The organism is Halomonas sp. AOP12-B1-6 (assembly GCF_052379225.1).
GTDB classification, from domain to species: Bacteria; Pseudomonadota; Gammaproteobacteria; order Pseudomonadales; family Halomonadaceae; genus Vreelandella; species Vreelandella casei.
On sequence record NZ_JBQSYK010000001.1, the window covers coordinates 1014665 to 1039217 of the forward strand.

General features: G+C 56.2%; 22 protein-coding genes. 11 read left to right on the forward strand and 11 right to left on the reverse strand.

Annotated features, from left to right (window positions below):
• Positions 1 to 59 precede the first annotated feature (59 nt).
• From ACT3TR_RS04530 to ACT3TR_RS04555, 6 genes are all read right to left on the reverse strand, one after another.
• On the reverse strand, positions 60 to 1373 hold the full coding sequence (locus ACT3TR_RS04530; RefSeq protein ID WP_096282108.1) for a TRAP transporter large permease: 1314 nt from the start codon (positions 1371 to 1373) through the stop codon (positions 60 to 62).
• Positions 1373 to 1879: a TRAP transporter small permease gene (locus ACT3TR_RS04535; RefSeq protein ID WP_096282109.1), complete on the reverse strand. Its 507-nt coding sequence runs from the start codon at positions 1877 to 1879 to the stop codon at positions 1373 to 1375. Before ACT3TR_RS04535 ends, ACT3TR_RS04530 begins: the two co-directional genes overlap by 1 nt.
• Before the next feature lie 65 nt (positions 1880 to 1944).
• The gene (gene dctP, locus ACT3TR_RS04540; protein ID WP_096282110.1) at positions 1945 to 2943 is read right to left on the reverse strand and encodes a TRAP transporter substrate-binding protein DctP; all 999 of its coding nucleotides are present in this window, start codon (positions 2941 to 2943) and stop codon (positions 1945 to 1947) included.
• A 247-nt stretch (positions 2944 to 3190) separates the two neighbouring features.
• Complete coding sequence (gene leuD, locus ACT3TR_RS04545) at positions 3191 to 3829, reverse strand: 3-isopropylmalate dehydratase small subunit (RefSeq protein ID WP_096282111.1); 639 nt, start codon at positions 3827 to 3829, stop codon at positions 3191 to 3193.
• The gene (leuC, locus tag ACT3TR_RS04550) at positions 3829 to 5268 is read right to left on the reverse strand and encodes a 3-isopropylmalate dehydratase large subunit (protein WP_096282112.1); all 1440 of its coding nucleotides are present in this window, start codon (positions 5266 to 5268) and stop codon (positions 3829 to 3831) included. The genes leuD and leuC overlap by 1 nt, the downstream gene beginning before the upstream one ends.
• A 144-nt stretch (positions 5269 to 5412) precedes the next feature.
• Positions 5413 to 6219, reverse strand: coding sequence for a GntR family transcriptional regulator (locus tag ACT3TR_RS04555; protein WP_096282113.1), 807 nt, complete (start codon positions 6217 to 6219; stop codon positions 5413 to 5415).
• Between the two features lie 226 nt (positions 6220 to 6445).
• On the opposite strand from ACT3TR_RS04555, the gene ACT3TR_RS04560 reads away from it, so the two are divergent.
• Genes ACT3TR_RS04560 through ACT3TR_RS04580 form a run of 5 tightly spaced genes read left to right on the forward strand, consistent with a single transcriptional unit; the run spans position 6446 to position 11412 of the window.
• Positions 6446 to 7363, forward strand: a complete 918-nt coding sequence (locus ACT3TR_RS04560; protein ID WP_096282114.1) for an isocitrate lyase/PEP mutase family protein — start codon at positions 6446 to 6448, stop codon at positions 7361 to 7363.
• Positions 7364 to 7389: 26 nt separating this feature from the next.
• Entirely contained in the window at positions 7390 to 8058 is a 669-nt protein-coding gene (locus ACT3TR_RS04565) for an isochorismatase family protein (protein ID WP_096282115.1), read from the forward strand.
• Between the two features lie 12 nt (positions 8059 to 8070).
• Positions 8071 to 9024 carry a polysaccharide deacetylase family protein gene (locus ACT3TR_RS04570; RefSeq protein ID WP_096282116.1) on the forward strand — a complete coding sequence of 318 codons (954 nt, stop codon included), beginning with the start codon at positions 8071 to 8073 and terminating at the stop codon, positions 9022 to 9024.
• A 4-nt stretch (positions 9025 to 9028) separates the two neighbouring features.
• Entirely contained in the window at positions 9029 to 9991 is a 963-nt protein-coding gene (locus tag ACT3TR_RS04575; RefSeq protein WP_096282117.1) for a polysaccharide deacetylase family protein, read from the forward strand.
• Complete coding sequence (locus ACT3TR_RS04580) at positions 9991 to 11412, forward strand: FAD-dependent oxidoreductase (RefSeq protein WP_096282118.1); 1422 nt, start codon at positions 9991 to 9993, stop codon at positions 11410 to 11412. Before ACT3TR_RS04575 ends, ACT3TR_RS04580 begins: the two co-directional genes overlap by 1 nt.
• Here ACT3TR_RS04580 and ACT3TR_RS04585 read toward each other — a convergent pair.
• The 5 genes from ACT3TR_RS04585 to ACT3TR_RS04605 all read right to left on the reverse strand — a co-directional run bounded on the left by ACT3TR_RS04585 (position 11409) and on the right by ACT3TR_RS04605 (position 16484).
• Positions 11409 to 13442 (reverse strand): RecQ family ATP-dependent DNA helicase, encoded by a 2034-nt coding sequence (locus ACT3TR_RS04585; RefSeq protein WP_096282119.1) that lies wholly within the window; start codon positions 13440 to 13442, stop codon positions 11409 to 11411. The two genes, ACT3TR_RS04580 and ACT3TR_RS04585, sit on opposite strands and share 4 nt — an antisense overlap.
• A gap of 116 nt (positions 13443 to 13558) precedes the next feature.
• Positions 13559 to 14467: an MBL fold metallo-hydrolase gene (locus ACT3TR_RS04590; RefSeq protein WP_096282120.1), complete on the reverse strand. Its 909-nt coding sequence runs from the start codon at positions 14465 to 14467 to the stop codon at positions 13559 to 13561.
• Positions 14468 to 14644: 177 nt separating this feature from the next.
• Positions 14645 to 14863 carry a DUF1653 domain-containing protein gene (locus ACT3TR_RS04595; RefSeq protein WP_096282121.1) on the reverse strand — a complete coding sequence of 73 codons (219 nt, stop codon included), beginning with the start codon at positions 14861 to 14863 and terminating at the stop codon, positions 14645 to 14647.
• On the reverse strand, positions 14860 to 15699 hold the full coding sequence (gene tcdA / locus ACT3TR_RS04600) for a tRNA cyclic N6-threonylcarbamoyladenosine(37) synthase TcdA (protein ID WP_096282122.1): 840 nt from the start codon (positions 15697 to 15699) through the stop codon (positions 14860 to 14862). The genes ACT3TR_RS04595 and tcdA overlap by 4 nt, the downstream gene beginning before the upstream one ends.
• 11 nt (positions 15700 to 15710) lie before the next feature.
• Positions 15711 to 16484 carry a pseudouridine synthase gene (locus ACT3TR_RS04605; protein WP_096282123.1) on the reverse strand — a complete coding sequence of 258 codons (774 nt, stop codon included), beginning with the start codon at positions 16482 to 16484 and terminating at the stop codon, positions 15711 to 15713.
• 406 nt (positions 16485 to 16890) lie between these two features.
• Between ACT3TR_RS04605 and sodC the strand changes: the two genes are divergently transcribed.
• The 6 genes from sodC (at position 16891) to ACT3TR_RS04635 (ending at position 24446) form a co-directional block, all read left to right on the forward strand.
• Positions 16891 to 17427 (forward strand): superoxide dismutase family protein, encoded by a 537-nt coding sequence (gene sodC / locus ACT3TR_RS04610; protein ID WP_096282124.1) that lies wholly within the window; start codon positions 16891 to 16893, stop codon positions 17425 to 17427.
• 212 nt (positions 17428 to 17639) lie between these two features.
• The gene (locus ACT3TR_RS04615; protein WP_096282125.1) at positions 17640 to 19109 is read left to right on the forward strand and encodes a carbon starvation CstA family protein; all 1470 of its coding nucleotides are present in this window, start codon (positions 17640 to 17642) and stop codon (positions 19107 to 19109) included.
• 198 nt (positions 19110 to 19307) lie between these two features.
• Positions 19308 to 20138 (forward strand): ABC transporter ATP-binding protein, encoded by an 831-nt coding sequence (locus ACT3TR_RS04620; protein ID WP_096282126.1) that lies wholly within the window; start codon positions 19308 to 19310, stop codon positions 20136 to 20138.
• A complete protein-coding gene (locus tag ACT3TR_RS04625) occupies positions 20139 to 21032 on the forward strand; it encodes an ABC transporter ATP-binding protein (RefSeq protein WP_096282127.1) in 894 nt (297 codons plus the stop codon).
• A 122-nt stretch (positions 21033 to 21154) separates the two neighbouring features.
• Positions 21155 to 22669 (forward strand): ABC transporter substrate-binding protein, encoded by a 1515-nt coding sequence (locus ACT3TR_RS04630; protein WP_096282128.1) that lies wholly within the window; start codon positions 21155 to 21157, stop codon positions 22667 to 22669.
• A gap of 13 nt (positions 22670 to 22682) precedes the next feature.
• Entirely contained in the window at positions 22683 to 24446 is a 1764-nt protein-coding gene (locus tag ACT3TR_RS04635) for an ABC transporter permease subunit (protein ID WP_096282129.1), read from the forward strand.
• Positions 24447 to 24553: the final 107 nt, after the last annotated feature.

Genomic DNA, 24553 nt, shown 5'->3' on the forward strand with positions numbered 1-24553 from the left:
GAGGTACGCATAAAAAAAGAGAGGCAGACGCCTCTCTTTTTTCATTAACCGTAACGCCGTTACTGCAGCATGCTGGGCAACCAGGTCGCCAGGCTGGGGAATACAATCAGCAGGGCCACTAGCAGCATCGAACACAGAATGTAAGGAATAGCGGCCGAGTAAATCTCACTCATGGTTGTGCCGGGAGGCGCCACCCCTTTCATAACAAACAGCAGCAGTCCTAAAGGCGGCGTTGAGAAGCTGATTTCCAGTGCCAGCAGGACAATGATCCCGAACCACACCAGATCAAATCCTAACGCCTGTGCTAATGGGAAGAAGATCGGCACCGTTAGCATCATGATGGAAATCTGCTCCATAAACGTGCCCAGCACCAGCAGCACCGCAAACATTGCCAGCAGCATCAAGATCGGCGACAGGTCAAAACCGGTTGCCCAGCCGATCAAACCGCCGGAAGCGCCGGAAAAGCCCAGCAGCTGGCTAAAGGTAGCCGAGCCAAACACGATTAAATAAGCCATCAGCGTGACCTTCAACGCGCCGGTCACCGAAAGCTTAAACGCTTCCCAGGTCATGCAACGGAAGATAAACGCCAAAATAATCACACCCAACGCGCCAAAGGCGGCGGCCTCTGAGGGCGTAGCAAAACCGATCAACATCAGCGCCACAATAATGACCATAACGCTAAGCATGGGCAAAATATCGGTAATGATCAGGCGGAGCTTAGCTTTAAGCGAAACTGGTTCCAGCTCATAGGCCGGTGCAGCTTCAGGGTCCAGCTTGGTTTGGATAAAGATGGTGGCGATATAAAACCCCGCCAGCGTCAGTCCCGGCAAAATACCGGCAATCAGCAGCGCGCCAATATCCACTTTCGCTAGCGTCGCCAGCAGCACCGCCAGCGCAGAGGGCGGAATAATAATCGCCAGGCCGCCGGTGCCAAGGATGGGGCCAATCGCCATTTTCTTCTTATAGCCGCGACGCTCCATTTCAGGCACCAGCAGCGACCCCATCAGCGCAGTGGAGCCCATCGAAGAGCCGCTCAGCGTGGAAAATGCCGTTCCACCCACCACCGTCACATAAGACAAACGCCCGGGCAGCTTACCCATTAGCTGGTCAACGGCATTGAACATCTTCATACCCAGCCCGGTGCGAAAAAATAGCTCCCCCATCAACAGGAACAGCGGAATAGGCACCAGATTAAAGCTGGAAAGCGCGCCAAAACCGTTGTTGAGCATCTGCAAAATGCCGGTTTGGCCGCCCATAAAGTGCCACGCACCAATCACGTTGGCGGCCAAAAACGCTAGGGCGATAGGGGTGCCAATCGCCATAAAGATAAGAATCAGCGAGAGCAGAAACGCGAGCGCAAAGTACCATTCCATTATTCTTTAATCCCCGCTTCGCCGCTGTGAAGAATTTCATGGCCCACTACAAAGCGGCCAAACTCGATCGCCATTAAGGTAAAGCTGATCGGAAACACAATGGTCAGCATCCATTTCGGCACAAAGAAGGCACGCACGTCATAGTCGGTGCGTTCTATATTGAGCAGTAATAAATCCAGCCCTTTCCACGCCAATACGCCGCACACCACGACACATAGCAGCGACACGCCTCGGCTAAGAATATTAAGCACGGGCAGCGGCAGCACAGAGGTCAGCAGTTCAATATGTACGTGCCCTTTTTGGCGCACCAGCCAGGGCGCACCCAGCAGGGTGAGATAAAACATGGCGTATTCGGTGGAAAGGAAAAACCACGCCGAGGGCTGCAGGCCCAAATTTCGAATAACCACCGAGAGCACCACTGCCACCATCAGCCAGACCAGCATGATAGCGGCCAGCAAAGCCATGCCATTAAGTAGCAGCAAGTAGCCGCGTTGTGCGTAGCGCATAAGAGACCCTGAAAAAGAATCACACCAAAGGGGCGCTTGATCGCTCAACGCCCCCCTTTACGTTTCTATAAGTCGTTAAACTTCTCGATCAGCTCGTCATAGTGCTCAAGACCAGAAGGATGACGCTCCATCTGACGACGCATACGCTCCCACGTCGAGTCACGGGCAGCCTCTGAAAAGCGCTGTGCGGCCTCACCTTCTAGCGTCACGACCTGCATGCCGTCTGCTTCAAGCTGAGCCTGCTGTTCTTGGGCTAAGTCGGCCAGCTTCTCGGCGCTTTCGCGCTCATGCTCAATGGCAACTTCCTGAAGGATTTGCTGTGACTCTTCGCTGAGCTGGTTCCACTTATCCAGATTAACGATCACGCCCATATCGGTAGAAAAGAAGGCAGGATCAACGCGGTAGTTAAGAAAGCGATCCCAGTTGAGATCTTTCAGGCCAATTTGGGTCCAGCCGGTAGCGTTCACCACGCTGCGCTCAAGGGCGGCGTATACGTCGGTGGTCGGCAAGCTGATCGGCTGTGCACCCAGATAATCTTGGAAGAAGGCGTCATATACCGGGTTGCTGCGCAGGCGCAGGCCCGAAACGCTCAGATTACCTGCTTCATCAATGCTAGGCTCTTCAATCGTATAGAAGTTGTAGCTGACGCCGCTGTCGAACCAGCCTAGGTAGTAGGTGCCCATCTTTTCCTGATGGATTTCATTGAGCAGGTCGATACCGCCATTTTCACGCGCATAGATAGCGTTGGTATTTGACGCCACCATGGCATCGCGCTCAGGCACGGTACCGGCATAAAAGCTTGCCGCGGTATAGGCCATATCCACTACGCCGTTGCGCACGGCATCGGGCTGCTCGGAAAGGCCGATTACCTCAGGGCCGCCGCGCACGTTGATTTTCACAACGCCTTCACCGCGCTCATTCACCTTATCGACAAACTCGAGGAAACTTTGGGTATAAATCAGCGAAGGAGGAAACGCGTGTACCGCATTAATCTGATCTACTGCCAGCGCTTGCCCTGACGCTAAGGCCGTGAGCAAGCCTAGGGTTATGGTTACTTTTTTCATCGTTCTCTCCTGCACAAGATAGTCTGCTTTTATAGCGGTTGTTATGTCTGATCTACTGTTCATAAACGCTGTCGGATGTTCATAAACCTATGTTCATAAACCTATGTTCATAAAACTATGTTTATAAAACCGTGTTTATAAAACCGTGCTCATGAACCGTTGGTGCAAGCGTGCGTGCTGTTTTTATAGATATGGCCGATTTAACGATGGCTAAGATGCCGGCTTGAGCCGCTATCTTTTACTAACCCTATCCTTTACTAATCAGTGATGCGCTCGGCGGCGTCGCGATTACCCACGGAAACTGCTTAACGTAATCGCTCGAAAATTGCGTAATGGCTTCTGCATGCTGGCGGGTCATATCAATATCATCCCACCCATTGAGCAACTTGATCCGCCACACGGGGCTAATTGAAAAACTAACCTCTACCTCGGCAACGCGGATGATCTGTTTCTCCAGGTCGACGTTGATGGCGGCTGTTGTATCGCCCAACGCTGATAACAGGCGCTCGGCGTCATCTTCTTCCACAACGGCGGGCAGCAAGCCATTATTAACGGCGTTGGATGAAAAGATATCGCCAAAGCTCGGCGCTATTACGCAGCGGAATCCGTAATCCACCAGGGCATACACTGCGGCCTCCCGGGACGAGCCCGCACCGAAGTTACGGCGGCTCACCATCACCTGGGCATCACCGGCGTGAGGGCGATGTAAAATAAATTCAGGGTCGGGGTTATCGCGTTCATCGTGACGAATGTCATAAAGCAAAAACTGCCCATAGCCGACGCTGCGCGGCTCTTTCATAAAGCGCGCAGGAATCAGTTGATCGGTATCCACGTTAGCGGCAGCCAGGGCAACACCAAGGGTGTCTAATACGGTAATCGGTTGCATTAATACGCTCCTGAAGCCTGAACGTTTGAACCAGTGCCAGCAGGCAGCGCACGTATATCGGCTAGCCGCCCACTGACGGCCGCCGCCGCCACCATCGCAGGCGACATCAAGTGCGTGCGCGCGCCAGGCCCCTGGCGACCTTTAAAGTTACGGTTGGTCGTCGAGGCACAGCGCTCACCGCTGGCCACCAAATCACCGTTCATACCCACGCACATGGAACAGCCCGAATGGCGCCACTCAAGCCCTGCATCGATAAAAATTCGGTCTAACCCTTCAGCTTCAGCCTGGATTTTGACTAGCGTTGAGCCCGGCGACACCATGCCCGGCACGAGGCTTTTATGGCCGGCGAGAACCGCCGCCGCTGCGCGCAGGTCTTCAATACGCGCATTGGTGCATGAGCCAATAAAGATTCGGTCAATCGTGATATCAGTCAGCTTTTGCCCTGGCGTTAACCCCATGTAGGCTAAGCTTTCGCGAGCTTGGCGTGCTTTTGCCGGGTCGCTAAGCTGCTCAGGATCCGGCACCGAGTGATCAATTGGCAGCGCCTCTTCGGGCGAAACGCCCCAGGTGACGGTCGGTGCGATGTCATCGGCGTGTAGCGTTACTTCAAGATCAAAGTGAGCATCTGAGTCGCTATAAAGCGTTGACCAATAAGCGCAGGCCTGGTCGAAAGTGTCGCCTTGTGGGCTCCACGGACGATCGCGCAGATAGTCGAATGTCGTTTGGTCCGGAGCAATCATGCCGCAGCGGCCACCGCCCTCAATGGAAAGGTTGCACAGCGTCAGACGCGCTTCCATTGAAAGCGAGCGGATCGCTTCGCCCGCGTACTCAATGGCATAGCCGCGGGCGCCGTCAGCGCCCAGGCGCGCAATCCAGGTCAGCGCGATATCTTTGGCGGTGATGCCCTCTGCTAATTGACCTTCAACGGTAATCCGCATCACCTTGGGCTTACTTTGCCACAGGGTTTGCGTCGCCAGTACATGGGCCACTTCCGAGGCACCAATGCCAAACGCGATGCTGCCAAAGGCGCCATGGGTGGCGGTGTGGCTGTCACCGCAGACCATCACCATGCCCGGCTGGGTAAGCCCTTGCTCGGGGCCCAGCACGTGCACAATCCCCTGGCGCGGGTCGTCCAGGCCGAACAGCGTCACCCCATGCTGCTGAGTATTGTGAGACAGCTGCTCAATCATTGAGCGCACTTTGGGATCGGCAACCCCGGCCAGATCGCGAGCCAGCGTTGGCACATAGTGATCCGCAATACCAAAGGTTAAATCGGGCCGCGCAACGGGTAGCTGGCGCTCAGCGAGCTTATTGAAGGCGTGAAAGGAGCCCTCATGAACAAAGTGGCGGTCGATCCACAGCAGGCTTTGACCGCTTTCACTGCAGTGCACCTCGTGGGCGCGCCAAACTTTGTCAAACAGCGTTGTTGGGGTACTCATTATCGTCGCTCGTTGCCTCGGCCTTCGTTGGACTTATCTTAACCACCCCAATACAACTAGCGCAATTCAATAACACTGGTCAAATGTATTTTTTACAATTTTAAATCTGTATTAATTTTAATACATTAAAATTAAACCGCTTCTTTACTCATCTTTTCCGCCCGTTGGCATCCCACCCACCTTTGGCTCCCAGTAGCGAGAGTTATCGTCACCGTTACGCTCTAGATCAATCTGGAAGCGATAGCGATCTGGACGATACAGCGCATCCAAGTGCTCCACACCCTGCCCCTGCTCATCGTAAACCACGCGGGTGAGCGCGATCAGCGGCGAGCCCACGGCTACGTCCAGCGCCTCTGCGACTTCGTGGCTGGCCAGCGTCGCGGAAATAGACTGGGAAGCGTGATCAACCTTCACACCGCTGCGCTCTAACAGCACAAACAGCGGCGTATGGGCTAAGTCCATTTCGTTGTAGTGCAGGGCAATAGCTTCTGGCACATGGGTCACCAGGTGCGAAAACGGCTTGCCGTCAACCATGCGTACACGTACCGAGCGCTGTACTTTGCCGCTCTGCGCCATACCCAGGCGTTCACGCACCGCCTCAGGCGGCAGCACATAGGCAAACTCCAGCAGCCGCACTTGGGAGGCCTGGCTCATCTTGACCATGTTGGGCATCAGGTTAGACACGCTGGCGGTCATCACCGTGGCATCCAGCGGCTGCTCCAACACCACCGTACCCACCCCTGCCTTACGCTCGACTAATCCCATCGCCTGCAGCGCCTCCATCGCTCGCCGCACGGTTACCCGCGAAACGCCATGCTGCTCGGCCAGCTTGTTTTCACCCGGCAACTTACTGCCCGCTGACAGCCGACCGCTCAAAATTGTGTCTTTCAACAGCAAGTAAATTCGGTGTGATTTAGTGCCGCCCACCGCAGAGGGTTGTGTCTCACTCATCCACGCCTCTCCTCAGTATATTGTTCAAAAAAATCATATTAGGCTTGACGCAGGGATAATAATAGACATAAAAGTGTATTACATATAATACATATCAAAAGATGATCAGTAACACCTTTTCGGTCGTTTGAACGCTATTATTACAGAATCTGCGACCGTAAGTATCGCTAGCCATGTGATCTTAAATAGGCCGAGCTGACGCTTATCCAACAACCACGAGACCGCTATGACACGCCAACCCAGCTCTTCAAGTCAGGCTCCACAACAAGCTTCACGCCAACCAGCTAAGCTTAAACAGCAGCTGCAAGATACCCCGATTGTGGTCGCCCCTGGCGTGTTTGATGCGCTCGGCGCGTCTCTCGCCGAGCAGGCAGGCTTCGAGAGCGTTTATCTCTCTGGCGCCAGCCTGGCCTATACCCAGCTGGGACGCCCGGATATTGGCCTGCTCAGCATTACCGAAATTTGCGCGGCGATGTCGCATATCCGCGAACGGACCAATCTTTCGGTAGTGGTCGATTGTGATACCGGCTTTGGCAACGCTATGAATGTGATGCGCAGCGTGCGCTTGTTGGAGCGCTCGGGCGCCAATGCCATTCAGCTTGAGGATCAAACGTACCCGAAACGCTGTGGCCACTTGCGCGGTAAAACGCTGGTCTCCAAAAGCGAAATGGTCGGCAAATTGCATGCAGCGCTAGATGCCCGTGAAAGCGATAAAACGCTGATCATCGGGCGTACCGATGCGCTGGGCGTAGAGGGTACCGACAGCGCCATTGAGCGCGCTCAGGCCTATTATGAAGCGGGCGTCGATATGCTATTTATCGAAGGCATCCGCAGCGATGAAGACATCAGCAAGATCATGGCGCGGTTCAAAGGCAAAGTGCCGATTATGGCCAATATGGTGGAAGGCGGGGATACGCCGCTGCAGAACGCCCAGGCACTCGAAGCACTCGGCTTTTCGCTGGTGATTTTCCCTGGCGCATTAGTCCGGGCAATTACACACATGGCTAGCCGCTTCTTCGCCACGCTTAAGCAGGATGGCACTACCGACGCCTTTCGCGACCAAATGCTGGATTTCAAACAGCTTAACGATTATTTAGGCACCGAGGCGATGCTCGAACTTGGCCAGCAATACGATAATCGCTAAACGCTAATAATTAACAGGAAACGACGATGCAGACCACCGACAAAACGGCGAAAGAAATTTTTAACGACGTCATGGCCAACCCACAGCGAGTACCGTTTGGCTTTGGTAACAAAGCGGTACTGGTGAACGTCGATCCGCAAAAAGCCTACACACGCACGGACCTGTTCAAAACCGCTTACGAAACCGACCCCAAGCAGCTGGAATACACTAACCAGCTTGCCAACGGCTTCCGGGCAAGGGGTTGGCCGGTGGTCTGGACCCACGTCGCGTTTTTGGATTCTGCTGACGATGCGGGCGTGTGGGGCACACGTACCGACACGCCGGATTCGCTGCAGAATATCAAATACGATTCTGAGCGCGCCGAGTTTGACGAGCGCTGCGAGATCGACCGCAGCCGCGACGTGATCTACACCAAACGCATGCCGTCGGCCTTTTTCGAAACGCCGCTGCAGTCACTGCTAGTGTGGCATCAAGTTGATACCGTGATTATCACCGGCGGATCCACCTCTGGCTGTATTCGTGCCACAGCGGTGGAAAGCTTATCGCGGGGCTATCGCACCATCGTGCCAATGGAGTGCGTATCCGATAAACACGAAAGCTACCACTACGCCAACCTGACCGACCTGCACCTTAAATATGCCGACGTACTGCCCGTCGCTGAGGTATTAGCGTGGCTGGAAGGTAATGAGCAATAAGAGGAGCCGGTTATGAAAGAGTCATTAGGCGTTTACGATTACTGGGCCTACGACCAGCGACCCAAAATCGAGTGGCCGGGAGGCGCCAAGGTGGCCTTCTGGGTAGCCCCTAATATTGAATATTACGAGCTTGATCCGCCACTGAATCCGCAGCGTAATCCTTGGCCGCACCCGCATCCATCGGTGCCTGGCTACAGCATTCGCGATTACGGCAACCGGGTGGGCCATCAGCGCCAAATGGCGCTGCTTGAGAAATACGGCATTCGCGGCTCGGTGTCACTTTCCGTGGCGCTATGTGAGCACCATCCTGAAATTATCCAGATGTGCAAAGAGCGTGACTGGGAGTTCTTCAGCCACGGCATTTACAACACCCGCTACACCTACGGCCTCAGCGAAGACCAAGAGCGGGCAATGATCCGCGACAGTATGGAAACGATTCATCGCCATACCGGCCAGGCCTGCGCAGGGTATCTGGCACCGGCACTCTCCCACTCGGAACGCACCCTGGACCTGTTTGCCGAAGTGGGCGAAGAGCTCTTCGGCGACAAAGGTGGGATTTACACCTGCGACTTGTTTCACGACGACCAGCCGACGCCGGTCAGCGTTCGCTCCGGCAAGCGGTTTATCTCCATGCCCTACTCGCTGGAGATGAACGACACCATCGTCTATGCGGTGAATAAAGTAGAGCCGCGCCAGTATGCCACCATGCTCAAGCGCCACTTTGATCGCTTGTACGCCGAGGGCGCGGAGTCCGGCACGGTGATGTGCATTCCCACCCACAACTACCAAGTGAGCTGCCCGCACCGAATCAAGGCGTTTGAAGAGGCGCTTGAATACATCACCGGCCACCCGGATGTGTGGGTTGCCACCGGGCGCGAGATTGCCGATTACTATCTAGCCAATTATTACGACGCCGCCCTCGACAGCATGAAGGCCCAGGCCGCCACCGCACGCAAACAGGGGTAACGCTATGGCGCTTAACAACGACTATCTCGACTACCCTCTGCGCCGCCACGGCTACGACCACGAGCACTATGCGTGGTCGATGCTGAGCGACCGCGCGCCGGTCACTTGGCCCGAGGGCAAAACCCTTGCGGTGTGGATCAACATTTCACTGCAGTTCTACCCGTTAAATCAGCGCGGCAAACCGTTCAAAGTCCCCAACGGCATGACCATGCCCTACCCGGACCTACGCCATTTTTCACTGCGCGATTACGGCAACCGCGTGGGGATCTATCGCGTTCTCAAGGCGCTGGCAGCGCACAACATCACACCGACTTTTGCGATGAATGCGCAGTTGGCCGAGCAGACGCCCTATTTAGTGCAGCGTCTAAAAGAGCACGGCGGTGAATTTATTGCCCACGGCTGGAACATGGATCATCTGCACTACGGCGGCTTACCGATTGAAGAAGAGGCCGAGCTGGTCAAGCGCTCGGTTGAGACGCTGCAGCGTGTGACCGGCCAACCTGTACGCGGCTGGCTGAGCCCTGCCAAGCACCAGAGCTTCAACACGCTCGACCTGCTGGCCGAAAACGGCATTGAGTACTGCGCCGACTGGGTCAACGACGATATGCCCTATGTTTGTCACCAACAGCCTGGCCATAACAGCGCGGGCAGCGTGACCATGATGCCGCTGGCCACCGAAATCGAAGACCAGTTTGTGATGAGCCAGAACCTGCACTCAGAAGATGCCTGGGTGACGCAGGTCAAAGATGCGTTTGACTTTCTGCTGGAAGAATCTCAGCAGCAGGGTGGGCGCTTATTTGCCCTCAATCTTCATCCTTGGCTTGTTGGCCAACCCCACCGCATTGCCTGTTTAGAAGAAGTGCTGGCCCATATCAGCGGGCATTCAGCGGTGTGGCAAGCACCGGCGGGCGACATTCTCGATGCGTTTAACGCCGCTCAATGCCACGCAAAGGGAGCAACCCGCTGATGGCGATCCTTCCTTACGCCCACGATACGTTTGACGCCCACCTGCCGCTGGTCATTATTGGCGCAGGCGCCTGCGGCCTAGTCGCAGCGCTGGCGGCGCAAGAGGCGGGCGTGGAGCTGATGGTATTGGAGCGCGACCCGCTCCCACGTGGCAGCACCGCGATGTCATCAGGCTTTATTCCCGCTGCTGATACGCACTTTCAGCACGCACTCGGGGTAAGTGACTCGCCCGACGTGATGGCGGAGGATATTCAGAAGAAGAATGGCTTCGAAGCAGACCCTGCCATTGTCGAGCTGCTCGCCCACCAATCCGGCCCCACCATCGAGTGGCTCGCCGACCAGCACCATATACCGTTCGAGCTGGTGGACGGTTTTCTCTACCCAGGCCATAGCCAGCTGCGCATGCACGCCACGCCACGGCGCACAGGCGAAGAGCTGATGGGCGCGCTGCTCAACGCCAGCGAGGCGGCGGGCATTGATATTGTTACCCAGGCACGCGTGGTCGATCTGCACGTTGATAGCACTCAACGGGTGCGCGGCATAACGTTAGAACGCCCGGACGGCAGTCGTGAAAGCATCGGCTGCGACGCGTTAATTTTGGCCTGCAATGGCTATGGTGGGAATGTGGAGCTCGTGGAGCGCTACCTCCCGACGCTCAAGAATGCACTTTACTACGGCCATGAAGGCAACCAGGGCGATGCACTGCTGTGGGGCCAGGCGATGAGCGCCAGCACCAAAGACCTAGGCGCTTGCCAAGGGCATGGATCGCTGGCAACGCCCCATCAGATTTTGATTAGCTGGGCACTCATGATGCAGGGTGGTATCCAGGTTAATATAAACGGAGAGCGCTTCTCCAATGAGCACGGCGGCTACTCCGAACAGGCCGCCAAGGTCTTGGCGCAGCCCGAGAAAATAGCCTGGAACCTGTTTGATGCGCGCATTGACGAATCTGCCCAGGCCTTCGAGGACTATCGCAACGCGCTTGAAAGCGGCGCGGTCAGACGCTTTGCAAGCCTGGAAGAGCTAGCAGAAGATCTCAAGCTGCCCCTCAATGCGCTCCAAGCGACGTTTGCTGACATGCACCAACTGGCGAAACAGCAAAGCTCTGATAGGTTTGGCCGCCGCTTTGAGCCTACCCACTTGCTCAAGCCACCCTACTACGCCATCCGCGTCACCGGGGCGCTGTTTCATACTCAAGGGGGGTTAGAAGTCAATTCCACCGCACGGGTGCTCAATACCCAAGGCCAAGCGCTTCCCAACCTATTCGCCGCCGGCGGTGCCGCTCGCGGTGTTTCAGGTTCAAACGACAGCGGCTACCTTTCCGGCAATGGGCTGCTTAGTGCGGTGGTGCTGGGTGCAGTGGCGGGTAAAAGTGCCGCTGAATTGCTGCGCTTAAAGCTAAGCTCGGCCGTCTTGCCCTAGAGGCCATGCCCTAGCCGCCCGCCCAGCCTCTGCTCTGCCCACTGACGCACATCAGGATAACCACGCTGCTCAAAGACCGCGAAGCCGTTAAGACTTCGTGCTTTGAGCGGTGTAAAAATCGGCATGGTTAGCCCGCACAAAAAATGCGCCAGCCGCTGTGCATTTGGCGGTTGGCCGAACTGTTCGGCGTGTCGCTCAATGAAGGGCACGGCGTAGCGTGTGAAGTCGTTATCCGACAGCGCCGGCTGCGGCGATGAGTCCGGTAGGCGCACAGGGTTGCCGTAGCACACCGAACAGTGCCCGCAGCGATCCTGCCCAGTAAAGGTGCTGTCTTCAAGAGAGCTATCGCCAAAGGTGCTATCTCCAAAATGCTGCGCCAGCCGCCGGGTTAAGCAGCTTTGCGATTCAAATAGCGCCAGCATTGAATGCAGCCGCTCAATCTCCGTGCGTTCTCGCGTTAGGCATTCGTCATACAGCTGGCGGGCCAATGCTTCAATCGCGATCTCTGGCTGGCAAATCTCATACACGTCGGTCATTCGCTTGCCTTCCAGCGACAGCCAACCTTTGTCCTGGAAGTACTCAAGGGCCGTAATGACCCGGGCGCGCGAGGCGTCAATCTGCTGCGCCTGCCCTGCGCTGTGCAGGCGTTCAAAATCGACCGTGCCCCATGTCCGCGCCACAGGAACATTGTCGATGATAAGCCGCACAAAAGCCGCGCGTTCGCCTTCAAAACGGCTAGCCAGAGCACCCGGCTCACTGTGGTAGCGAAGCCGATAGTCAGCTAAGAAGGCAAAGCGCGGCGCAATAATGCCGTGCATTTCTAGCCGCACCAGCAGCGTTTTCAGCGGTAATAAGCGGATATTGGCATCACGAGAAAGCGTATTAAGCAGCACTTCCCACTGACGGTCTGGCGAGCTTCCAGCCGCCACAATCTCTTCCAGCAAACGGTAGATACCGGCATATTCAGGGGTATCACCGTAAACGAAGTTTTCTAGTACCTGCAGGCCATCGCGCCCGGCCATGGTCAGGCAGGTGGAGGGCTGGCCGTCGCGGCCAGCCCGGCCAATTTCTTGGCTATAATTTTCAATCGATTTGGGTAAGTCAAAGTGCACCACGTTGCGAATATTGCCCTTATCGATCCCCATACCAAAAGCAATCGTGGCGACGATACAGGGCGATTCGCCGCCCATAAACTGGCGCTGAATCTCATCGCGACGCTGTGAATCCAGCCCCGCATGATAGGCCTGCGCCGCGATGCCCTGGGCCGCCAGCGCTTTCGCCACGCGCTCGGCAGTCTGTTGAAGAGTGACGTAAATGATCGTCGGCGCCTCGCTGCCCGGCTGCATCTGTGGCTTCAGCCAGCTAATCAACTGCTGCTCGCGGTCTTGCAGGGCGGGCGCTACCAGAAGCTCAAGATTAGGGCGATAAAAGCCGGTAGTAATGACGTTGTCTGGCGCGATGGCGAACTTATCGCGCATATCGGCAATCACCACAGGTGTTGCGGTAGCGGTCAGCAGCAGCACCTGGGGAATAGCAAAGTCGCGCTGATAATCCGGCAGCTTAAGGTAGTCCGGCCGAAAATTATGCCCCCACTCAGACAGGCAGTGGGCTTCATCAACCACTAACAGCGAGATCTGAACCTGGCGCAAAAAGTGCCGAAAGCGCTCATTTTTAAGCCGCTCTACCGAGATCATGAGGATTTTTAACTCACCGCATTTAGCGCGCTCCATTATATCGCGCGCAGTCTCGCGGTCTTGAGTGGAATCAATGCTGGCCGCTGCCACGCCGTGGCGCGTTAGAAACGCCAGCTGATCCTGCATGAGCGCCAGCAGCGGCGATACCACCAGGGTTAAGTGCGGCAAGTGCAGCGCCGGCAGCTGATAGCAAAGCGACTTGCCCGCACCGGTGGCGAAAATCGCCGCGGTAGAGTGCCCCTCCAGTACGCGTGACACCACCGCCTGCTGGCCGCCCCGAAAGTCGTCAAACCCAAATACGGCTTTCAGCGTTTGTTGCGGAGAAGTTGAAGTCATGCATCTTCCTAAAGTGGGGTGACGTCTTGGGGTAACACGCTACCGGGTTCAAGACGCTTTCACCAACGAAAGACACGACCCTAAAAATAATAAGTACCCATGCAGTTGCGCTGACGCTAGCCCCAATTCACGCCATCTAGGGCATCCAAGGGGATTTTAAGATAGCGCTTGCCGTTGGCCTCAGGCTCCGGCAAACGGCCACCCAGCGTATTCACCTGCAGCGCGTGAAGAATAAGCTTGGGCATTGGCAGTTCACTATCGCGCTTATGACGCAGAGCAATGTAGTCGTCGGCGCTTTTGCCCACTACGTGTGGGTTATGAGCGCGCTGCTCCGCGACACTGCTTTCCCATTCAGGGTCGCGCTCGCCCGGCATATAATCGTGGCCGGTGAAAAGGCGCGTTTTACTGGGCAGTGCAAGAATTTGCTGGATAGAGTCCCACAACGACTTTGCATCGCCGCCAGGAAAGTCAGCCCGCGCGGTACCGAAATCAGGCTGAAACAGGGTGTCGTGAACAAACGCAGTGTCGCCAATCACGTAAGTAATCGATGCCAGCGTATGGCCCGGAGAATGCAGTACTTGGGCGCTTAGCTCGCCAATGTGAAACGTGTCGCCTGCGGCAAACAGCGTGTCCCACTGGCGGCCATCGGTAGGCATTTCAGGCCAGTGATAGATGTCCTTCCACAACGCCTGCACGCTGGTAATGTGCTGACCAATGGCCGTCGGCGCGCCGGTTTTGTGTCTTAAATACTGCGCGGCAGAAAAGTGGTCGGCGTGAGGGTGAGTATCTAAAATCCATGTGACCGTGAGCTGCTGCTCTTCTATATAGGCTAATAACGCGTCAGCACAGAAAGTCGCTGTCGCGCCAGATTTCTCATCAAAATCCAACACCGGGTCAATAATCGCGCACTGCCGGGTGGCCGGATCGCTCACGATGTATTGAACGCTAAAAGTACGGGAATCAAAAAACCCCGCCACATCGGGTGTGCCTGCACCTGTGCTTTGAGAAAGTGCAAAGGTCTTCATGCTTGCCTCCTAAATGCGTGTACCACTGCGCGGTGAAACCTAGCGTCCGCGCAAAAATATTCGTTATAAACATATCTAATTATGGAATATAAGCAATAGCACGTATAAAAATGCCGCCTACCTGACGTCAGGTGGCGGCGACAAAATAGCGGACTTAGAGAATTGAACTCACGCAGACTAAAACGCTTTTTCCAGCGCGAAGCGTGGCTGCGTGCGGCCTTCTTTAGTGACGGTTTCAGTGAACATCTCAAGCGGGCGCACCCACAGGCCGTAGTCGCCGTAAAGGGCGCGGTAAACCACCTGCCACTCTTCGCTTTCGCTATGCTGGCCGGTGCCGATGACTTCGTAAAGGCTGCCTTTGTAATGGCGATAGATGCCGGGAACGGGAGCGGTCATGGTAATTCCTTATGGGCGGCATGGGCTTTTTTAGCGAGGCGTTCGAGCACTTTTGAGGCGGCGACAAAGCCAAAGGTGCCGGTCAAAAAGGTGGCGGCGCCAAAGCCTGACGCGCAATCTAATCGCGTCGCTTCACCACTGCCGGGCTTTTGCAGGCATACCTCACCGTCACCGCTGGGATACACCAATTGCTCGTCGGAGTAGACACACTCTACCGAGAAGCGCCGCTTGGGATTGCGGGAGAAACCGTAGTCACGGCGCAGTCGTGAACGCACTTTAGATAACAGCGGGTCGTGCTCGGTGCGGGTAAGGTCAGCGACCTGAATGCGCGTTGGGTCGGTTTGCCCGCCGGCGGCGCCGGTCACGGTAATCGGAATCTTGCGGCGCTTGCACCAGGCGATGAGCGCGGCCTTGGCGATCACGCTGTCGATGGCATCTACCACATGGTCGGCGTCATCCGGGATACGCTCGGCGAGATTGGTGGGCGTTACAAAAGCGCTGTCGGCAACGATCTCGATCTCAGGCGCAATCAGACGGCACCGGCTTGCCAGCACGTCTACCTTGGGTTGGCCAATGGTGCCATCCAGCGCGTGGAGTTGGCGGTTAACGTTGGAAACACACACATCGTCTAGGTCGATCAACGTAAGCTTGCCAATCCCGGAGCGCGCCAGCGCCTCAACGGCCCAGCTGCCCACCCCGCCGACACCCACCACCACCACGTGAGCATGACGAAACACGTCAACAGCGCGCTGGCCGTAAAGACGACGAATCCCGCCAAAGCGAGCGTCGTAATCGGCAGAGGCTGGCAGGTTGGTAGCTGAAATCGCGGAGAACATAGCGGGATCACTCATAGCGCTTGGAGGGCGGAAAGCGGTGTGTGAGGTGGCGTACGCACACTATCCAGCGGTAAGTGTCCGGCCCAGCCAAGATGATTAAACAGCGCGACCATGGTGTCGTCCACGGCGCAACTTAACTGTACGCGTTTATCCAACATCGGATGATCGAAGGCTAAATAAGTGGCGGCTAGCAGTAAACGTGGTGCGCCCAGCTGCTCGGCAAAAAAACGATTGTGGACACTTTTGCCATGTTTGGCATCGCCAATAATGGGATAGCCTCGCCGAGAAAGATGGCGGCGAATCTGATGGCGACGTCCGGTCAGCGGCCTCGCCTCCACCAGCGAGTAACGCGCCACCGAATAGCGGTCGACCTGAACAGGCAGTTCGACACTATCCAGGCGGCGAATATCAGTCATCGCGGGCATTGCGGGCATTTCCGCCTTAGGCCGCGTGCCGTCCTCTTCACGCAGTGGATAGTCTAAACGCTCGCTTTCAGGGGCATTGCCACGTACCACGGCGAGGTAGCGTTTCTCGACTTGGCGCTCGCTAAAGGCCTCGCTGAGCAGCCCCGCCACTGCTGATGAAAGCGCAAATACGATGACGCCTGAGGTAGGCCGATCCAACCGATGAACGGGATACACCCGCTTGCCAAGCTGGTCGCGCAACCGCTGAAGCAGGAACTCTGTTTCGCCACGCGCTAGCGCCGAGCGATGCACTAAAAGCCCCGATGGCTTATGCACCGCAACGAGATACTCATCCTGATAGAGGATAGTGAGTGGCGTCATAACGCTCCCCGGTAAAAGCTAGCGACAAAAACGGTCTAGAACGGTTATCTAAGAACTATTTACACAAACTATTTACACAAACTGTTTATAAAAACTGCTTATAAAAATAGGACGCCATTGTCGCGGCTTGGCAGCGAGATGTCATCCGCTCGATACGATAAACCTTTTAGCTATTTATCGTTATGTTATATGACTACATAAATGATCAATAAAGAGTCCCTGATGAGACGCTCTTCTGTGGCATGGCTGGCTAGCTGAGCACAGGCTGAGCCATCGCCTGGCAGACATCAGGTAACGGCCCTGAGTAGCGCTTTACATCGTTCGTTGGCATAGTGGTGGTGTGGCAGCTACCTTAAATGGGCAACGCTGTCACAGCGTTTCCATGGATTAGGAAGGAGAAATTACTATGCGCTATATAGCTTCGCTTACCGGCATTGCCGCCTCATTACTGCTCGCAAGTACAGCGGCGCAGGCTAACGAAACGCTTGACGTTGAGATGCATAAAGTCAGCGTTGACGGTGTTGAAGAGTCGATTGGCACCGTTTCACTCGAAAGCACCGAGCACGGTTTATTGCTAACCCCGTCACTCACGGATATGGAGCCCGGTGTTTACGGTTTCCACGTTCACCAGAACGCCAGCTGCGATCCTGCCGAGAATGACGACGGCGAAATGACCGCAGCGCAAGCCGCCGGCGGCCACTATGATCCGGAAGAAACGGATACTCACCTAGGCCCCTACGGCGAAGGCCATTTGGGTGATCTACCGGTGCTAACGGTCAATGAGGACGGCGAAGCCAACCTCCCCGTGCTGGCACCACGCCTGAGCATGGAAGATATGCCGGGCCGTAGCATAATGATCCACGCAGGCGGCGATACCTATAAGGATGAGCCCCACCTGGGTGGTGGCGGCGCTCGCATGGCCTGCGGTGTCGTTGAGTCTTAAGACAAGCGTTCACTTCGGCATCAAAAACGGGCAGCCACTGGCTGCCCGTTTTATTGACGGTTTATCGAAAATCACCAACTAAAGTCTAGCTGTGATCTACGGGCCTTATCTGTACATTCATCCCGGTTTAAACGCACCTGCTGGTGTGCCAGCGTGCTAGTAAGCGTCTTGCCGACTCCGGCTAATCCCTCTAACTGCTCTAGGTACCTTAGATGATCACCTTTATTGTATCGATCCTGCTGCTAATTGCAGGCTACTTTACCTACGGGAAGTTCGTTGAGCGCGTGTTCGTGACCGACCGCAAACGACGCACACCAGCCTTCACCATGCGCGATGACATCGACTACGTGCCGATGAATACCACGCGTAACTCACTCATTCAGCTATTAAACATTGCCGGCGTAGGGCCGATTTTTGGACCGATTCTTGGCGCGCTTTACGGCCCGGTTGCCTTTGTATGGATTGTGGTCGGCTGCATCTTTGCCGGTGCCGTGCACGATTATCTAACCGGCATGATCTCAATTCGTAACCACGGTGCTCATTTACCACAGCTAGCGGGCAAATTTCTCGGCAAAGCGATGAAGCACGTCGTTAATGCTTTTGCCATTTTGCTACTGCTGCTGGTCGGCACGGTCTTTGTCACCTCTCCCGCTGCGCTGCTGGCGAATATGACCTCACTGTCGATGACGCTGATTATCGTCGCCATCTTTATTTACTACTTAATCGCGACACTGCTGCCGATCGATAAAGTCATCGGCCGTATTTATCCTTACTTTGGTGCGCTACTGCTGTTCAGTGCGGCCGGTATCGGCATTGGCTTGATTGTCACCGGCGCGCCCATTCCTGAGCTATCTTTCGAGAACATGCATCCTGAAGCAGCTCCTATCTTCCCGCTGCTGTTTTTAACGATCTCCTGTGGTGCACTTTCCGGCTTTCATGCTACTCAAACACCGATCATTTCGCGCACCACGCAAAACGAAACGAATGGACGCAAAATTTTCTACGGCATGATGATCACTGAAGGCGTGATCGCGATGATTTGGGCCGCCGCCGCTATGAGCCTGTTCTACGGCGACCAAACGCTGTCCGACGTACTTGCCGCCGGTGGCCCTGCCGCTGTCGTTAGCGAAGTTTCTACCACCATGCTCGGCGCTGTAGGCGGTACGCTGGCCATACTCGGCGTTATCGTGCTGCCGATCACCTCTGGTGACACCGCTTTCCGCAGCGCGCGGATGATTATCGCCGACTACGTTAAAGTCGATCAAAAGCCGATGATTAAGCGCATTCTGGTGGCTCTACCGCTGTTTGTTGTCTCCTATGCACTAACGCATATGGACTTCACGCTGCTATGGCGCTACTTCTCCTGGGCGAACCAAACCACCGCGGTTATTGCCCTGTGGGTAGGCACCATGTACTTAGTGCTGTCGCGTAAGCCCCATTTGATCACGTCGATTCCAGCCACCTTTATGACCATGGCGACCTTCACCTACCTAGCCTACGCGCCGATTGGCTTTGGCCTGCCGCTAAATACCAGCTACTTTGTGGCGGCGTTAGGAACATTGCTCTGCATTGCGCTATTTATGAAACGTGTTCGTCGCTTAAGCCGCACCACGTTTGCGGTTGATGAGCCAGCAGAGAAATTTGGTACGGGTGACGAAGGTTTCGCTACCGCCACAAAATAACTGCCTATAGATAGACGGCAAACAGCCGACTAATAACGATTAAGCGCTGATTTTTCAGCGCTTTTTTTATGTCTTCTTACGGTCCATTTGGCACTGCCCTATAATTTTTTGTATTGAGACTAATATTGCCGCAGCAACAAGAAATGATATACCATAACAATCACTAATAGCTTAGCCGCTTTACTAGAGATGTTATCAATGTGCAGCGATCCTGTTTTATCCGTGCGTGACCTGCGCATTCAAATTGGCCGACACCCGGTGGTTGATGGCCTCTCGTTTGACGTATTACCTGGCGAGCGTGTTTGCCTGCTAGGCGCATCCGGGTCGGGTAAATCGTTCACTGCTAAAGCGGTGCTGGGTCTCTTACCTCCCAACGCCCAGGTGCAGGGCAGCATCCGCATTCAGGGCCGTGAGGTTATTCAAACGCCCGCCGCGCGGCGTCGAAAAGATACTCGGGTGTCGATGGTATTTCAGGACTCGCTCTCGGCGCTCAACCCCTTGGTCTCGGTAGGCTCTCAGTTACGTGAGCCGTTTTCGCGCCATCATGGCCTATCGCGCAAAGCTGCCGATCAAGCCGCCGTGGCCCTGCTGGGGGCCATGGGCTTGGATGACCCTCAGCGGTTGATCAAGCGCACCCCAGCTGAGCTTTCCGGCGGCCAGCGCCAGCGTGTCTGCATTGCGCTGGCGATGGCCTGTAAAACCTCGCTGATGGTCGCCGATGAGCCCACCACCGCGCTAGATGTGGTCACCCAGGCCCAGGTACTGCGGGCGTTACGTGAACATACGGACACCGCACATAGCGCGCTGCTATTTATTACCCACGACCTTCACGCTGCAGCGCAGCTTTGCAAGCGAGCCGTAATTATTGAGCGTGGTGTCATGATCGAAAGCGGCGCGCTGGACACTCTGATTACAGCTCCTCAGCATCGTTTCACTCAGCAACTGGTAGCCGCCGCCCACAGCGTATATCCGACCGAACTAACGAATGCGGCCGAGCTAATGCCCGTTGACTACTTAAAGAGTGCCTAGATGCAGCGCGCAACCCTTTTTAATGGCCGAGTCGTTTTAAATGACCTCGCGGTAGTGAGCGAAAAAACTGCTTTCCTCTCGGCACGTGGGCTCAATAAGAGCGTTTCACTGCCTCGCGAGGTGTTCTGGCGGGCAGGCGAGCGCAAGCAGGTAATGAGCGATATCGACCTGGCGCTGTATCCCGGCGAACGCGTGGGATTGGTGGGCCTATCCGGCTCGGGTAAAACCACGTTATTGCGCTCACTTTTAGCAATTGAAGCCCCCGATACCGGCTCGGTTACCTGTCAGCAGAAAGCTGTACGCCCCGCCTCTACGGCCAAGCTCAGGTGGTACCGTCAAGCGGTTCAATATATCCCTCAGGACCCGGCTTCCTCGCTTGACCCGCGGATGAGCGTTCGCGCCTTGGTCGCCGAGCCGCTGATTAGACTCAAGGTTGATTGCGATCCGGTTGAACGCGCTTGCGAAGCGTTAGAGCAGGTTGGTCTGGATGCGCATTTTCTGGATCGCAAGCCTCATGAGTTGTCTGGTGGTCAGGCTCAGCGAGTAGCGATTGCCCGCGCCATTGCTACTCGCCCGCGCTTTTTATTGGCCGATGAGCCGCTCAGCGGCCTCGACCTGCCGGTTCGCACCCAGGTTATCAACGTACTCAAACAGCTTTGCGATGAGAACGGCACTGGACTGTTGATGGTGTCGCATGACTTATCAGTCGTTGCCAAGCTGTGCCAGCGCACGCTGGTGATGGATGACGGCAGCATTGTTGAAGACCGCCCCACCGCTGAGCTATGGCGTAACCCTCACCATCCGGTCACGCGGGACTTGATTAATGCCGTCTCCCAACTGCCTACCTGTGCTTATCCAGACTGCAACGCCGCTGAGGTAGAAGCACTCTTATAAACGTGCGAGGTAAACCGCCAGACACTTTTTAACCCCATTCGCCCGGCACAGCGCTTAGGCATTGACCTAGCGCGTTTGGGCAATCGCTTGCCTGTTAGTCACTTTACTTAGGAGAGTTTTCAATGTTACGCCGCCCGCTTCGTCTTTCCCTACCCTTTGCCCTGGCTGCTCCTTTACTGCTTGCCGGTTGTTTTGAAGAACAGCGCGACACCATCTCATCGGATGTTGGCCCGCGTATTAATGTGGCCATGCTTCAGCCACCCCGCTCGGGGTTAACGCCGCTATCCGACGATGCGTTTAAGCTGTCGCGCTGGAGCAATGCAGAAACCCTCATTCGCCTGGATGCCAACAGCGACCCCCAGCCATTTCTGGCCACCGAGTGGCAACAACTTGACCCGAAAACCTGGCGGTTTCTCATTCGCGACGGCGTAGCGTTTCACGATGGCACAGCGCTAACAGCCAATGCCGTGGTGAATTCGCTCACCGCAGCCACTCAGGCAACCCCGAAGCCGCGCATTCTAGACGGGGTCACTATGACCATCGAAACCGATGGCGATAACGCGGTGATTGTGCACACAGAAGAAGACGATCCGCTGATTCCTAACCGGCTTTCCAGCCCACAGCTGGCGATTTTAGCCGCCAAAGCCTACGGGGATGATGGCCGGGTCAATCCTATCGAAGCAGGCACTGGCCCGTTCGTTTTGAAAGAGATCAACGGTACCACCAGCGCCAAGCTTGACCGCTTTGAGGGTTACTGGGGCGAGCCTGCGGCAGCGGCCGGTATTGATGCCGACTACGTACCCGATGGTACCGCGCGGGCAGCGTCATTAAGAACCGGCGTGGCGGATGTGGTTGAAGCTATCCCGGTATCGCAGGCCGCTCTTCTCGACCCTGAGCGTGTTCATGAAGTGCCTATGCCGCGTACCAATACGCTCTATCTCAACACTCAGTCTGGTCCGCTGGCTGACCCGGCTCTGCGCGCGGCGATACGTGAAGCGATTGATCGCCCGTCGATTGTAAACACCGTCTATGAAGGCCGTGCCGATATTGCCGAGGGCTTGCTAGGCCCGGCGCTTGCCTGGGCGAGCGGTATTCGCACGCCGATAGAGGATCTTACAGCGCCCACCGCGCCGAACGGTACCGAGATTACCCTAGCCACCTTTACCGACCGCGCAGAGCTTCCCGAAGTCGCCGTTCTGCTGGAACAGCAGCTAACCCGCGCCGGCTTTAACGTTCGCCAGGAAGTGCGTGAGTACGCGCATATCGAAGCAGACGCACTGGCGGGTGAATTCGATGCGTTTATTCTCTCTCGGGCGACGGTACTCGACTCCGGCGATCCGGTGGCCTACATGTTTAGCGACTTCGCCTGTGCGGGCTCTTTTAATATCGCCCAACTGTGCGACCCAGCCGTAGATGAGGCGCTAGCCACCGCTGCCGTTCTGCCCACTGGCGAAGCACGACGCCAAGCGATTATCGATGCAGAAACGGCCATTTTGCGTACCGATGCGGCGATTCCCATGCTGCATGAGCGCGTTATTCAGGGCGAATCGGCACGCGTTGCCAATGCCGAACGCGATCCGCGCGAGCGTATGCTGATCACCGAAAAAACCATGTTCAACAACGATAGCGAGTCCTAAGGGCACATCACGAATGACGACCGCGATACCGTTGCGCTTGTGGCGCCGCCTGCGCATTGAACCCTTTATCCCGCTGATCTCGCGCCTGGTAACATTGGCGGGCGTGGTGGTTCTGGTCGGGCTGCTGCCGTGGCTATCAGGACGGGACCCGGCGCTGAGTATTCTGCGAGCGCGTTCTGCCGAACAAGAGGCAACGCCCGAAGCTTTGGCAGCCATTCGTGCCCAGCTTGGCCTTGAGCTTGGCCCGCTTGAACAGCTGCAAAGCTGGCTGATAGGGTTAATGCGTGGCGATGCGGGCAACTCCTGGATATCTGGCGCGCCCGTACTGCCGGGCATGTTAAAAAGCGCGCAGGTATCGGTCACGTTAATGGCGTTTGGCATGCTGGTAGCAGTTATCACGGCCACTCTTATTTGCGTGCCGGTGGTTCGTCGCGGCCTTAACGGCCGGGTCAGCCGCTCATCCGGCGCGGTTGGCGCAACGCTGACAGCTCTGCCTGAGTTTTTGCTCGCGTCCATACTGCTGGTCATTTTTGCCGCCTGGCTCAACTGGCTGCCACCTTACGGCTGGCGCGGTTTAAGCTATGCCGTACTGCCTGCCTTGGCGCTAGGCTTACCGGCAGGCGGCTTGCTGGGTCGGCTGTTTAGCGATGGCCTGGCGACGACGTTTACCGAGCGCTGGGTGGCCACCTGGAGCGTGGCGGGTTTTTCACGCAGCCGGATTACCTTGGCAACACTGCGACGAACCCTACCTAGCCTTATGCCTCAGGTGGGCATGGTGATGGTAGGCTTAACCGGTGGTGCGATTGCCGTCGAGCAGGTGTTTTCTATTCCAGGGCTTGGTCGGGCAACGCTGGGAGCAGCAGCGGCGCAGGACATGCCTGCGCTTCAAACCGGGATTCTTATTCTACTGGTGATTGCGATTGTGCTGGGCAGCTTGGCCAACATTGGCCGCGCGCTGCTGCTAGGGCGTGCGTTTCGGCTGGGCGCACTGCCGGTGGCGCATAGCGAGCGACATGCCCAGCGAGGGGCATGGGTAGTACCCTCGGTGGCCATCGCCCTGCTATGTGTGCTGGTGGTTGCAGGGATGACACGTGACCCGTTTAGCTCATTGTTTATGCGTCTTGAGCCGCCAAGCTGGGCACTGCCACTAGGCGCGGACGGAACGGGACGGGATATTCTGGCACGCGTTGCTCACGGGGCGCTTTCCACCATGGGGATGGCCGTTGCCGTTGTCTGCTTGTCGCTGGTGCTCGGGCTTCTCATGGGCTTGGCGCCAAGGCTTGCAACCGGTCCGATTGAAATCACCAAGGCTACTCCGCCCACGATTGCGGGGCTTATCGTGGCGGGGCTGGCAGGGCCTAGCGCCAGCGGCGCCATTATTGCCGTAACAGCGGTTGCCTGGGCACCGCTGGCGGCCCATACGGCAGCGCTGGTTGCCGAAGTCAAAGCCCAACCCCACGTGCGGATTACGCCTATTTTAGGCGTCGGCCATTTTCGCTTGATGAGCCGTTATGTGTTGCCAGCAGTACTTGGCCCGGTGTTTCGCCATGCCATGCTGCGCTTACCAGGAGTGGCGCTCGCCCTTGCGGCATTGGGCTTTCTGGGCCTTGGCCCACGCCCGCCGTCACCTGAGTGGGGGCTAATACTGGCCGAAGGCATGCCCTATATCGAGCGTGGGCCCTGGACGGTGCTTATCCCTGCGCTGGCGCTGATTCTGCTTTCCATCCTCGCCGTATCGCTTTCAAGCATTGTCGGCGTCAGGAAAGTATCACGTTGACTATATGGAGCAACCATCAGTGGAATTAGCCTGTAATCCCGTTTTGCTTTTAGCACGTTTTATATAACAATCTGGATTGCTGTAAATAGCAGGCTATTCGACACAAA

Excerpts from the sequence above, each read along its gene's own strand:
- ACT3TR_RS04530 (WP_096282108.1), bottom strand. The coding sequence starts at position 1,373 with ATGGAATGGTACTTTGCGCTCGCGTTTCTGCTCTCGCTGATTCTTATC.
- ACT3TR_RS04535 (WP_096282109.1), bottom strand. The coding sequence starts at position 1,879 with ATGCGCTACGCACAACGCGGCTACTTGCTGCTACTTAATGGCATGGCT.
- dctP (WP_096282110.1), bottom strand. The coding sequence starts at position 2,943 with ATGAAAAAAGTAACCATAACCCTAGGCTTGCTCACGGCCTTAGCGTCA.
- leuD (WP_096282111.1), bottom strand. The coding sequence starts at position 3,829 with ATGCAACCGATTACCGTATTAGACACCCTTGGTGTTGCCCTGGCTGCC.
- leuC (WP_096282112.1), bottom strand. The coding sequence starts at position 5,268 with ATGAGTACCCCAACAACGCTGTTTGACAAAGTTTGGCGCGCCCACGAG.
- ACT3TR_RS04555 (WP_096282113.1), bottom strand. The coding sequence starts at position 6,219 with ATGAGTGAGACACAACCCTCTGCGGTGGGCGGCACTAAATCACACCGA.
- ACT3TR_RS04560 (WP_096282114.1), top strand. The coding sequence starts at position 6,446 with ATGACACGCCAACCCAGCTCTTCAAGTCAGGCTCCACAACAAGCTTCA.
- ACT3TR_RS04565 (WP_096282115.1), top strand. The coding sequence starts at position 7,390 with ATGCAGACCACCGACAAAACGGCGAAAGAAATTTTTAACGACGTCATG.
- ACT3TR_RS04570 (WP_096282116.1), top strand. The coding sequence starts at position 8,071 with ATGAAAGAGTCATTAGGCGTTTACGATTACTGGGCCTACGACCAGCGA.
- ACT3TR_RS04575 (WP_096282117.1), top strand. The coding sequence starts at position 9,029 with ATGGCGCTTAACAACGACTATCTCGACTACCCTCTGCGCCGCCACGGC.
- ACT3TR_RS04580 (WP_096282118.1), top strand. The coding sequence starts at position 9,991 with ATGGCGATCCTTCCTTACGCCCACGATACGTTTGACGCCCACCTGCCG.
- ACT3TR_RS04585 (WP_096282119.1), bottom strand. The coding sequence starts at position 13,442 with ATGACTTCAACTTCTCCGCAACAAACGCTGAAAGCCGTATTTGGGTTT.
- ACT3TR_RS04590 (WP_096282120.1), bottom strand. The coding sequence starts at position 14,467 with ATGAAGACCTTTGCACTTTCTCAAAGCACAGGTGCAGGCACACCCGAT.
- ACT3TR_RS04595 (WP_096282121.1), bottom strand. The coding sequence starts at position 14,863 with ATGACCGCTCCCGTTCCCGGCATCTATCGCCATTACAAAGGCAGCCTT.
- tcdA (WP_096282122.1), bottom strand. The coding sequence starts at position 15,699 with ATGTTCTCCGCGATTTCAGCTACCAACCTGCCAGCCTCTGCCGATTAC.
- ACT3TR_RS04605 (WP_096282123.1), bottom strand. The coding sequence starts at position 16,484 with ATGACGCCACTCACTATCCTCTATCAGGATGAGTATCTCGTTGCGGTG.
- sodC (WP_096282124.1), top strand. The coding sequence starts at position 16,891 with ATGCGCTATATAGCTTCGCTTACCGGCATTGCCGCCTCATTACTGCTC.
- ACT3TR_RS04615 (WP_096282125.1), top strand. The coding sequence starts at position 17,640 with ATGATCACCTTTATTGTATCGATCCTGCTGCTAATTGCAGGCTACTTT.
- ACT3TR_RS04620 (WP_096282126.1), top strand. The coding sequence starts at position 19,308 with ATGTGCAGCGATCCTGTTTTATCCGTGCGTGACCTGCGCATTCAAATT.
- ACT3TR_RS04625 (WP_096282127.1), top strand. The coding sequence starts at position 20,139 with ATGCAGCGCGCAACCCTTTTTAATGGCCGAGTCGTTTTAAATGACCTC.
- ACT3TR_RS04630 (WP_096282128.1), top strand. The coding sequence starts at position 21,155 with ATGTTACGCCGCCCGCTTCGTCTTTCCCTACCCTTTGCCCTGGCTGCT.
- ACT3TR_RS04635 (WP_096282129.1), top strand. The coding sequence starts at position 22,683 with ATGACGACCGCGATACCGTTGCGCTTGTGGCGCCGCCTGCGCATTGAA.